The sequence below is a fragment of the Curtobacterium sp. L1-20 genome (genome assembly GCF_048755855.1).
Classification (GTDB): Bacteria; Actinomycetota; Actinomycetes; order Actinomycetales; family Microbacteriaceae; genus Curtobacterium.
In genome coordinates, this window is the sequence record NZ_CP151473.1 from 2,920,509 (window position 1) to 2,931,952 (window position 11,444).

The window sequence follows — 11,444 nt, forward strand, 5'->3', positions numbered from 1 at the left end:
GTCCTCGTCGCGGGCTCCTCGGCGCAGCCTCGCACGACGCTGGCGCGCCGTGACCGCTCGGGTGCGCGGCTACGCCCGCTTCCGCAGCTTGCGGCGCTCGCGCTCGGACAGGCCACCCCAGATGCCGAAGCGCTCGTCGTTCTCGAGTGCGTACTCGAGGCACTGCGACCGGACCTCGCACGACATGCAGATCTTCTTGGCCTCGCGCGTCGAGCCACCCTTCTCGGGGAAGAACGCCTCCGGGTCGGTCTGCGCGCAGAGCGAGTCCACCTGCCAGGCGAGGGGGTTCTCCTCCTCGTCGGTCTCCGGACGGCGGACACCCGGGACGCCGAGCGCGACGGGGTCGACGTGCCAGTCCTCCGGTACTCCGGCGTGGAAGTCGGAACCGTTCACCCTGATCACCCCTGACGTCTCGATAACGGGACCACAACGATTGCTGTCGTGCCTGTAATTACAGCGGTGTCATTCCCCGGAGTCAAGTCGCGGATCATAGAAGGCACTGACCGATCCGGCGTGTCATGTCCCCCGTACGGGCGTGTCGCGCCCGGTCTGTCCGGGCTTCGGGGGACAACGGGACGCCGGGCCGCGCCTCACGCGACGCGGCGGCGTGCCTCCCACGCGCTGGTCACCATCTCGTCGAGGGTGTGCCGCATGGCCCAGTCGAGGTCGCGCGCTGCGGCCTCGCCGGTCGCCACGATCCGGGCCGGGTCGCCCGGACGACGCGGGGCGACCTCGGGTTCGAAGGCGATCCCGGTGCCCGCCGCCATGGCGTCCATGATCTGCCGGACGCTGACGCCGTCGCCGCTGCCCAGGTTGTAGGCGCGGTCGAGCGGCTCCCCCGCCTCGAGCTTCTGGGCGGCCACCGCGTGCGACCGCGCGAGGTCGGCGACGTGGACGTAGTCGCGGACGCACGTGCCGTCGGGCGTGTCGTAGTCGTCGCCGTTGATCCGCGGGGTCCGACCGGCGAGCAGGGCGTCGAAGACGAGCGGGAAGAGGTTGTGCGGGCTGGCGTCGTAGAGGTCCGGCTCCCCCGAGCCGACCACGTTGAAGTACCGGAGCGACGTCGTCGTGAAGCCGGCGGCGACCTCCATGTCCCGCAGCAACCACTCCCCGATGAGCTTGGACTCGCCGTAGGGCGACTCGGGGGCCTTCGGGGTGTCCTCGACGACGGTCTCGACGTCCGGGGTGCCGTACACGGCGGCGCTCGACGAGAAGACCGCCTTCGTGACCCCGTTCTCGGCCATCGCGCGGAGCAGCGTCGACATGCCCGTCACGTTCTGCTCGTAGGTGTGCAGCGGGCGCTCGACCGAGACGCCCGCGTACTTGAAGCCGGCCACGTGCACGACACCGGTGACGTCGTGCTCGCGCAGGGTCCGTCCGACCAGCGCGCCGTCGAGGATCGAGCCCTCGACGAAGGGCACGTCGTCGGGCACGAACGCCCGGAACCCGCTCGACAGGTCGTCCAGCGCGACGGTGTCGATGCCCGCCGTGCGCAGTGCTCGGACGACGTGGGACCCGATGTACCCGGCACCGCCGGTGACCAGCCAACTCATGCTGGCCACGCTAGCGGAACCGGGAGCGCGTGCGACCGACGGCACGGTCGCCGGCGGCGTCCCTGCTCAGGCGCCGGTGGCGATGAAGACCGTCGACGTGACGCCGTCGGTGGAGTCGGCCTCGACGGTGACGTCGCCCTCGTCCGGGGTGATGTAGCAGGCCTCGCCCTGTCGCAGCAGCGTCGCCGAGGTCGCGCCCACCAGCGTCACCACGCCGGCCGTGCAGATCGCGATCGACGGTCCGTCGAGGTGGGCGACGCCGCCCGAGCCCAGCCCGACGGGTCGACCGTCGCCGGTGATGCGCAGGAGCGCGAAGCCCACGCCCTCCGGCGCGAAGCGGTCGACGCCCGCTCCGTCGGGCACCGGGTCGAGGACCGGTGCCGGGTGGGCGGTGAAGTCGAGCACGCGCAGGAGCTCCGTGACGTCGACGTGCTTCGGGGTGAGGCCGCCGCGCAGCACGTTGTCCGACGGGGCCATCAGCTCGATGCCGAGCCCGTCGAGGTACGCGTGGATGTTGCCCGCCGGCAGGTACATCGCCTCGCCCGCGGCCAGGGTGACGCGGTGCATGAGCAGTGACACCACGATCCCGGGGTCGCCCGGGTACGACCGCGCGAGGTCCCGCACGGTCGCGGTGTTCGGCGTCAGGGCGTCCTCCGGCAGGGCCGCCGCGAGGTCGCTCGCGGCCTGCACCACGGCGAGCGCCGACGGGTCCGCCGTCTCGAGCCACCGCACCGTGTCCTCGAGTCCGTGCTGCAGGTGGACGTGCAGGGGGCCGAGCCGTCCGGTGCCGGCGTCGAGCGCGTCCACCTCGGCCAGGGTCTCGTCGACCGGACGGAAGCCGCTCAGCGCCTCGAACCGGTCGCTGAGCGCGACGACGAGCTCGGGCTTCGGGAACGGGTCCTTGTAGTTCCGGGAAGGGTCGTCGATCGCGACGCCCGCGGCGTCCTCGCGTGCGAAGCCCTCCCGCGCCTGCTCCGGGGTCGGGTGGGCCTGCAGCGACAGCGGCGCCGCGGCGGCCAGCACCTTGAGCAGGAACGGCAGTCCGGTGCGCTCCCCGCCGAGGGCCGTCTCCGGCTCGGCCTCGATCCAGTCGCGGAGCGTGTCCGCGCCGCCGACCATCGCCGGGTTCACCACGACGCTCGGGCTGCCCGGGTGCGCGCCGAGCCACAGCTCCGCCTGGGGCGCGCCGGTGACGGTCCGTCCGAGGAGCTCGGGGATCAGGGTGACGGACCCCCACGCGTAGTCGCGGGGCGTGTTCGTGATGCCGAGGAACATGGGCCGAGCCTACCGGCGCAGCCTCCGGCACCCGAGCCGACACTAGAATCACCCGCGATGGCTGCAAGCAGGGTGGAGTCGCCCACCAGACGATCCGTCCGCACCGCCTCCCCCCGTCCGTCGGACCCGACCCGGTGGGACATCCAGGGCCTCCGGGCCTTCGCGGTGCTGTCGGTGGTGCTCTACCACCTGTGGCCGGCCCGACTGCCCGGCGGCTTCGTGGGCGTCGACGTCTTCTTCGTCATCTCCGGCTTCCTGATCACCGGACACCTCCTCCGCGAGGTCACGACGACCGGCCGGATCGGACTCGCGGCCTTCTGGTCGCGGCGCGCGAAGCGCCTGCTCCCCGGGGCGTTCCTCACCGTCCTCGCCACCGGCACCGCCGTGCTGCTCTGGGTCCCGAGCGCGCTCTGGGGGCAGTACGGTCGCGAGCTCATCGCCTCGACCGTCTACGTGCAGAACTGGCAGCTCGCCGCCGACGCCGTCGACTACCTGGCGCAGGGCAACCAGGCCTCGCCGTTCCAGCACTTCTGGTCGCTGTCGGTCGAGGAGCAGTTCTACATCGCCCTGCCGCTCGTCCTGCTCGGCGCGATCTGGGCGGCACGCCGCCTGCGCCGTTCCGGGGTCCGGCCGGTCGCCGTCGCGCAGGTCGTGCTCGGGTCCGTCGTCGTCCTGTCGCTGGCCTGGAGCATCGTGCAGACGCACACGGCACCGGGTGTGGCGTACTTCTCGACGGCGACGCGCGCCTGGGAGTTCGCGCTCGGCGGGCTCGCCGCAACGCTCCCGCTCACGGCGCCGCGGACGACGCCCGCCCGCGCGGTCCGGGTCGTCGGCGCCTGGCTGGGCGTCGCCGGCCTCCTCCTGTCGCTCGTCACGATCACCGGGAGCACCCCGTTCCCGGGCGTCGCAGCCGCGCTGCCGGTCGTGTCGGCCGGCCTGGTGGTCCTGTTCGGCGGCCACTCCGGCCTGCAGCGGATCGGGCGGATCGCACCCGTCGCCTTCCTCGGCCGCATCTCCTACGCGGTCTACCTGTGGCACTGGCCCGCCGTCGTCATCCTGCCGATCGCCCTCCGCCACGAGCTCACGCTGAAGGACAAGGTCGCGATCGCCGTCGGGTCGGTCGTCGTGGCGTCGGTCACCACGCTCTGCATCGAGGAACCGCTGCGCTTCTCGGGGTGGGTGCGAGCGCTCCGCCCTCGCCGGGTGGCCCTCTACGGCGCCCTGAGCACCGTCCTCGTGATCGCGCTCGGCGCCGCGTCGCTCACGGCGCTGCACGTCCAGCAGGTGCAGGCGGCGGAGTTCGCGCAGCAGCTCAGCCGGGGCGACGTCCGGTGCTTCGGCGCGGCTGCGGACATCTCGTCGCCGCGTCCCTGCGTCAACCCAGCCCTCGCCGACGTCCGGGTACCGGCGCCCGCGAACGCCGTCGAGGACGACTCGAACCGGCCCGCGTGCTGGTCGAGCACGTCGAGTGCCTTCAACGTGTGCGCCCTCGGCCCGAAGACCGGGTACACGAAGCACCTCATCGCGATCGGCGACTCGCACAACAACGTCTTCATCGACACCTACGAACGGATCGCGCGGGAGCACGACTGGCGCATCGACGTCGCCGGGCACCAGAGCTGCTACCTGACGACGGCGCACCAGCCCGCGGACACCGAGCAGCAGCGCGTGTGGTGCGAGGACTGGAAGCGCGAGGCGATGGCGTACCTCCGCTCCCACCCGGACCTCGACGGCGTGATCGCCACGCACTCGACCGGCAACATGGCGGTCCGACCCGGCCCAGGACAGGACGCGGACCGAGCCGTCGTCGACGGGCTGGTGCAGGCCTGGGGGGCGGCCACGGACGTCGGCATCCCCGTGATCGCCCTGCGCGACAACCCGACGGCGCGTCCGGACGTCGTCGCCTGCGTCGCGCAGATGACCGGTCCGACCACCTCGGAGTGCGACTCGAGCCGGTCGGTCGGGCTCGGGTTGTTCGACGGGTCGGCCGAAGCGGTCGCCCGGATGCCCGGCCGGGCACGGCTCATCGACCTGACCGACTCCTACTGCACCGCCACCATCTGTCCGGCCGTCATCGGCGGCGTGCTCGTGCACCGTGACCGCACGCACCTGACCAACACGTTCGCCGAGACCCTCGCGCCCGAGCTCGGCGACCAGATCGCCCGCGCACTGGCGTCCTTCCGGAAGTAGCCCGCGATCAAGAGCACGTACCCTGGCACCGTGACGAACACCTGGCCGATCGCCCGCGGCTCCGTACCCGAGCGCGAGGCGTTCGCCTTCGGCGCCACGATGCTGTTCGTCCTCTTCGCCGGCGACGCCGTCCCGAACTCGCTCACGTGGGTCGGCGCGGGCATCCTCTGGGCGCTCGTCGCCACGTGGGGCGTCACGGTGCTCGTCCGTGCCCGGCCCCCGATCACCCGCACGCCGCGCTCGCTGTGGTTCTTCCTGGCCTGGTGCCTGGTCTCCGTGGTCTGGTCGGACTGGCGGCAGGCCACGATCCCGAGCATCGTCGTGCAGGTCATCTGCGCCGCGATGGCGTTCGCGGTCGCCTCGACGCTGACCTGGCGCCGCATCCTCGACGCCATGAGTCTCGCGTTCCGCTGGGTGCTCATGCTGTCGCTGCTCTTCGAGGCCGTCGTCGCGGTGGTGGTCCGACACCCGATCGCCCCGATCTGGACCGACTACGGCGACCGCCCGATCCCCGACGCGTTCTACTTCTCCCGCGCCGAGCTCTTCACCGGCGGCCGCATCCAGGGGCTCCCCGGCAACGCGAACCTGCTCGCCATGGTCGCCCTCCTCGCCGCGATCGTCGTGGCGGTGCAGTACGCCGAGGGACGCATCAGCCGGAACCGCACGATCGGGTGGCTCGTCGTCGCCGCGCTCGTGCTCGCGCTCACCCGGTCGTCCACGGTCCTCGCGGCCGCGCTCGTCGTCGCGGTCGCGCTGTTCGTCGCCCTCTGGATCCGCCGCGTCCCGACCGAGCGGCGGACGCCCCGCTACCTCGTGGTGCTCGTCGGAGCTGCGGTCGTCGCGGTCGTGGCGTTCCTGGCCAGGGGCACCGTCTCCGAACTGCTCGGCAAGGGCGCGGACGCGACCGGGCGCGGTGTCATCTGGGAGCGGGTGCTCGGACTCGTCGACCAGCACCCCGTCCTCGGCTGGGGCTGGATCGGGTACTGGTGGCCGAGCATCCCGACGCTGGCGGACCTCGCGCACCGCAAGGGCGTCACGTACCTCCAGGCCCACGACGCCTACCTCGACGTGTGGATGCAGACCGGTCTCATCGGACTCGTCCTGTTCGGCATCTACGTCGTCACGACGCTGAACCGCTCGTGGTCGTCGGCCACCCGGATCGGGTACGACGCCCGTCTCCACGCGCGCCCGTTCGACCCGGTGTCGCTGCTGCCGCTGCTCGTCGTCGTCGCGTTGCTCGTGCAGTCCGTCGCCGAGTCGCGGCTGCTCTACCAGGGCAACTGGGTGCTGTTCGCGCTCGTCGCGATCAAGACGCGCATCGTGCTCGTCGGCGAGGAGCCGCTGTCCACCGGGGACGGCCCGCGGACGCCGCCCGCACGGCGCGAGTTCCGCCAGCCCAGCGCGCGCTGACCCGGGCCCGCTCGGCGGGCACCACGCGCCGGTCAGCGCGCCGCCCGCGTCCCGTCAGCGGTCGAGCAACCGCGCGCACGGCACCTGCGCCGTCCACGGCGCCTTGCGGAGGTCGACGGTCCTGGACCGGTCCCCCGCGCACGCCGCCACCGCGGCGGGCACCTGCGTCGCCCACACCGGTCCGTCGCTCCGCCGCGTCGCGCCGGGGGCGACGTTGCCGACGGTCGCCACGACCACCAGGGCGACCACGCACCAGCCGGCGAGCGCTCCGACGAGGCGGGTCGCGCCTCCCGACCGGATGTCCGCACCGGCGACCGGGTGGTCGACGGACCACCGCGCGGTGAGGACGCTCGCCGCGACCACCGCGGCGGCCAGGAGCAGCATGCCCGACGCCGCCGCGTACCGCTGCGGCGGGACGGCGGCGAGCGCGATGACCGGGTGCGCCCAGGGCTGGGCCGCACTGCCGTTCGCGAGGAGGGCCGCCCACCAGACCCCACCCGAGGCCGCGGTCAACGCGACGACCATCCATCGTGCCCGCCAGTGGCCGACGACGACCGCCGCGCCGAGCACGACGAGCAGGAACGCCACGGGGACGAGCACCGGTGCCCACCCGTGGGCGACGACGACCCGGACGGCGGCCCCGACGTCCGGGTTCCACAGGCCGGCCACCGGCTACACCAGCCACCCGGCGACGACGTCCGTGAACGGTGGTGGTGCCCCGGGTGCACCGGTGCGGGGGTCGGTGGACGCCGTCACCACCTGCGCGGTCCCCCCGGCGAGCGCGACGACCGTGACCGGCACGGCGCGCGGCCACACGCGACGGACACCGGTGCCGAGCGTGGCGGTGCGAGCGCGGCCCGGCAGCCACGCCAGGAGCAGCAGCGGCAGGAACAGCACCGTCTGCAGTTCGGTGAGGACGACGAACGCGGTGAGCAGGGCGACGGCCCCGGCGCCCCACCAGGACCGGGCGCGGTGGGCGAACAGCCACGGCGCGGTGAACAGCATGAACCAGTGCAGGTTCGCGGCGTTCCCGCTGATCTCGTAGGGCGCGAGCGGCAGCAGTGCCGGCAGCGCGGCGAGCAGCGCCCGGAACGGCCAGGCCGGCACGACGTCGCGGGAGCACAGGAAGACCGCTGCCGCGAGGACGCCGACGACGAGGCACGCGCCCGCCGAGAGCGCTCGGGCGTAGTCGACCACCGGCAGCGTCCAGGCCAGGTCGACGAGCAGGCGCGGGACGAGGTGCAGGTAGCCGGCGTAGGGGTGCAGCAGCGAGTCGACCGGTCCGAGGGCGATCCGCTCGCGGAGGAAGATCCCGCCGTCCTCGGCCCACACCGTGCCGCGGCTGACCGGACCGAGCCGCCACCAGGCGAGGGCCGCGGTCACGAGACCGACGAGCACGGCGGCGCTCCCGGGTCCGACGACGCCGCGTCGCCCGTGCCTGCTCGCTGCGGACTCCATCGTCCGCCGACGCTAGCCGGAACATCGCGGATCGCGCATATTGACGCTCCGCGATACCCCGGTTGCGCTGCCGGCTCCCGGGAACGTGCCGCGCACCGAGGTCCGTACGCCAAGATGGACGGGTGACGGACGGACGGCTGACGAAGCGCATGCTCGCCAGGCGCTACCTCTCCGCCTGGATCGGGTTCTCGGCCGGCGGCCGCTTCAGCCAGGCGCTCGCGACCGTCATCGTCCTCTTCGCCTTCGGGCAACCGACGGTCGCCGCGCTCGTCGGTCGCGCCGGCGTCTGGGCCGTCCTGGTGACACTGTTCGTCCTCGCCGGCCTGAGCCTCCTCGGCCAGCGCTACCGGATCGAGTGGCACGGGGTCCTCCCGCTGTCCCTGCTGGCCTTCGTCGGCTACTGCGCGCTGAGCGTGCTCTGGAGCGAGTACTCCTGGGTGGCGCTGCGCGGCCTCGTCGGCACCGTGTGCTTCATCGGGCTCGGGCTGTACCTGGCGCTCGGCCGCGACCTCGTGCAGGTCATCCGGGCCTCCGGCGACGCGTTCCGGATCCTCCTCGTCGCCGCCCTGGGGCTCGAGGTCCTGTCCGGCCTGGTCCTCGACCTGCCGATCCCCGCGTTCGGCATCCAGGAGAACATCGCGTACGGCGGTCCGATCCAGGGCATCGGCGGCACCCGCAACTTCATGGGGTTCATCGCGGCGATGGCGCTCGTCACCTTCGTCGTCGAGTTCCTCACCCGCTCGGTGACGATGTGGCGTGCGATCGGGTCCACCGCCCTGGCCGTCATCGCGCTGATGCTCGTCCAGTCCCCCATCACCGGTCTCGCCATGATCGCCCTCGCCGTCGCGGCACTCGCGATCTGGTCGCTCCGGCACGCCAGGCCGACGACGCGGCCGGTCGTGAACGGGGTGCTCGGCGGGGTGGTGCTCCTGATGATCGTGGTCGGGGTGATCGGCCGACACCGGGTGCTGGCGGAGATCGGCGCGGCCGGCGGCACCGCCACGCGGCTCGACCTCTGGACGCAGATCCGCGTGTTCGTCGCGCAGTACCCGATCCAGGGCTGGGGCTGGGTCGGCACCTGGCCGCACGAGCCGGTCGTGCCCTACGTCACGTTCATCGACCCGGCCGGACGACCGTTCACCTCCGGCCTGAACGCGTTCGTCGACGCGTGGCTGCAGATCGGCCTCGCCGGCACGATCATCCTCGGCGTCACCGCGCTCCTCGCCTTCGCGCGCGCCTGGGTGACCGCGACGACCTTCCCCGGGGTCGCGTACGTGTGGCCGGCCGCCGTCCTCGTGCTGCTCGGCGTCACGAGCACCGCGGAGAGCTACCTGCTGCACGGAGCCGGGCTGATGGTCTTCGTCGCCGTGCTCGTCATCGCCGCCCGACGGCGGTCGTGGCGGCGGCACCTGCCGCGCACCTAGCCCGTCCCGACGGGCACCCGCCCCGCGCACCGCGTCCCACACCCCGGCCGGGAGGCGCGCCCCACCACCGCCTCGCCGGGCACCACCCGACGGGTCACCACCCCGTGTGTCCGGGGACGTACGTCCGCTCAGGCACGGTCGACGTCGTCGGCGGCTCCCCCTAGACTGCGATCGGCCGTCAGGGGGACGGCCCCCGCACGAGAAGGACCTCCATGCGCCTGGCCCACCGGATCTCGATCGTCCTCTCGGCCGTCGCCGTCGCCGTCGCCGCCGTCGTCGTCGGCCCCGTCACCGCGGCCGAGGCCGCTGCGCCGACGACCGGACGGTTCACACCCCTCGACACCGTCCGCTCGTGGTCCGGCACCGTCGGCACCCGAGCGACGACCGTGCAGCTCGGTGGCCGGACGGGGGTGCCCTCCGGTGCGACCGCGGTCGTGGTGAACGTCGAGGTCGAGAAGCCCACCGCGGCCGGTTCCGCACGGGTCACCCCGGCCGGGGTGGCCGCGAGCACCACCACGCAGGCGTTCCGCCGGGGGCAGACGGTGTCGGCGCTCCAGACGGTGCGGCTGGTCGGTGGCAAGGTGCAGGTCCAGCTCACCGCCGGCACCGGCACGGTCTACCTCGACGTCTCCGGTTACTACGCGAACGGCTCCGGTGCGACCTTCACGCCGCTCAACGCCGCGCGTGTCTTCAGCAAGCGGGTCGGCACCACGCCCACCCGCGTGCCGCTCTCCGGTCGTGCCGGCATCCCCACGAACGCGACCGCCGTGGCACTCAACACCGAGGTCGGGACGCCGAACGCCAACGGGTACGTCCGCGTCACGCCGGCCGGCAAGGACGCGCGCGTGGCGGCGCAGGTCTACACCAAGGGCACCACGATCTCGAACCTCGTGATCGTCAAGCTCGCGGGTGGTGCCGCGCAGGTGAAGGTCTCGAGCGGGACCGCGACGATCTTCATGGACGTCGCCGGCTACTACGCGAACACCTCGACCGGCTCCGTCTTCGTGCCGGTCGACCCGGTGCGGGCCGCATCGACCACCCTGACGACCACGCCGCGCACGATCCGGCTCTCGGGGACCGCCGGCGTCCCCGGGACCGCCACCGCCGTCGTCGCCACCGCCACCACCTCGCGGACCACGGTGGCCAGCTACCTGCGCTTCACCCCGGCCGGACAGGATCCGCAGGTCGCCACGCAGGTGCTCGGCGCCGGACAGACCCTCAGCAACGCCGTGATGACGAAGCTCGTCGGGTCGACCGTGGACCGGCGGGCGCAGGCCAAGGTGTCCGTGGGGACGGCGACGCTGACGGTCGACGTGGCCGGGTACTTCATGAGCGGGGCGAGCGGGTCGGGCTTCGGGGCGGACGTCTCGTGGCCGCAGTGCGGGGCGACGCTCCCGACCGGTCAGGCCTTCGGGATCGTGGGCGCGAACGGGTCCCTCCCGAACCAAGACAACGCGTGCGTGGCGCAGCAGCTCAAGTGGGCGGCGGCCAGCACCGGAGGGACGAACCAGCCGAAGGCGCAGGTGTACGCGCTCGCGGCGAACCCTGGCAGGGCGGCATCGGTGTGGCCGAAGAACGGCGCCGATCCTGCCGGCACCGGGAAGCAGATCCCGATCCCGAGCCAGTTCGGCACGTGCACCGGTGCGTACAACGCCGGGTGCTCGTACGTGTACGGGTACACACGCGCCTACGAGGCGACGCACACCAGGGGCGTCCCGACCCCGTCGGCCTACCGCTGGTGGATCGACGTCGAGACCGGCCTGTCGTGGCTGAAGCCTGCCGATGCCAAGGACTACCAGACCCAGAACCGCGCGGACATCGAGGGGATGGTCGCGGCGCTGAAGGCGGCGAAGGTCAGCACCGTCGGCATCTACTCGACGAAGTCGCAGTTCGCCACGATCGTCGGCACGGTGCCGTCCTCCTCGCCGCTCACCGGCCTGCCGAGCTGGATCGCCGTCGGGACCGACGGCGTCGCAGCAGCGCAACGGGCCTGCACGGCGGGTGGCTTGACGACGGGCAGCCGTGTGCAGATGGCGCAGTACGTCGTCGGCGCACAGGACCGCAACGTCACCTGCGTCTGACGGCACACCGCGGCGCGGTCGGGGGTCCGTGTCACCGAGCGTCAGCCGCGCTC

General features: G+C 72.9%; 9 protein-coding genes. 4 read left to right on the plus strand and 5 right to left on the minus strand.

Annotation, left to right across the window (positions count from 1 at the left end; all coding sequences use genetic code 11):
• Positions 1–69: 69 nt before the first annotated feature.
• The 3 genes from AAEP86_RS15210 to manA form a co-directional block, all read right to left on the minus strand.
• Positions 70–402 (minus strand): WhiB family transcriptional regulator, encoded by a 333-nt coding sequence (locus tag AAEP86_RS15210; protein WP_420368137.1) that lies wholly within the window; start codon positions 400–402, stop codon positions 70–72.
• Between the two features lie 188 nt (positions 403–590).
• The gene (gene galE, locus AAEP86_RS15215) at positions 591–1,553 is read right to left on the minus strand and encodes a UDP-glucose 4-epimerase GalE (protein WP_420368138.1); all 963 of its coding nucleotides are present in this window, start codon (positions 1,551–1,553) and stop codon (positions 591–593) included.
• A 66-nt stretch (positions 1,554–1,619) separates the two neighbouring features.
• Entirely contained in the window at positions 1,620–2,828 is a 1,209-nt protein-coding gene (gene manA / locus AAEP86_RS15220) for a mannose-6-phosphate isomerase, class I (protein WP_420368139.1), read from the minus strand.
• Between the two features lie 57 nt (positions 2,829–2,885).
• Between manA and AAEP86_RS15225 the strand changes: the two genes are divergently transcribed.
• A complete protein-coding gene (locus AAEP86_RS15225; protein WP_420368140.1) occupies positions 2,886–5,018 on the plus strand; it encodes an acyltransferase family protein in 2,133 nt (710 codons plus the stop codon).
• A 30-nt stretch (positions 5,019–5,048) separates the two neighbouring features.
• Entirely contained in the window at positions 5,049–6,428 is a 1,380-nt protein-coding gene (locus tag AAEP86_RS15230; RefSeq protein ID WP_420368141.1) for an O-antigen ligase family protein, read from the plus strand.
• A gap of 54 nt (positions 6,429–6,482) precedes the next feature.
• Here AAEP86_RS15230 and AAEP86_RS15235 read toward each other — a convergent pair whose 3' ends face one another.
• Both AAEP86_RS15235 and AAEP86_RS15240 read right to left on the minus strand, forming a co-directional pair.
• Positions 6,483–7,097 carry a hypothetical protein gene (locus AAEP86_RS15235; protein ID WP_420368142.1) on the minus strand — a complete coding sequence of 205 codons (615 nt, stop codon included), beginning with the start codon at positions 7,095–7,097 and terminating at the stop codon, positions 6,483–6,485.
• A 3-nt stretch (positions 7,098–7,100) separates the two neighbouring features.
• Positions 7,101–7,886 carry a hypothetical protein gene (locus tag AAEP86_RS15240; RefSeq protein ID WP_420368143.1) on the minus strand — a complete coding sequence of 262 codons (786 nt, stop codon included), beginning with the start codon at positions 7,884–7,886 and terminating at the stop codon, positions 7,101–7,103.
• Between the two features lie 122 nt (positions 7,887–8,008).
• Here AAEP86_RS15240 and AAEP86_RS15245 point away from each other — a divergent pair, with 122 nt between their 5' ends.
• Positions 8,009–9,310, plus strand: a complete 1,302-nt coding sequence (locus AAEP86_RS15245; protein WP_420368144.1) for an exopolysaccharide production protein — start codon at positions 8,009–8,011, stop codon at positions 9,308–9,310.
• Between the two features lie 212 nt (positions 9,311–9,522).
• Entirely contained in the window at positions 9,523–11,391 is a 1,869-nt protein-coding gene (locus tag AAEP86_RS15250) for a hypothetical protein (protein WP_420368145.1), read from the plus strand.
• The last annotated feature ends 53 nt before the right edge of the window (positions 11,392–11,444 follow it).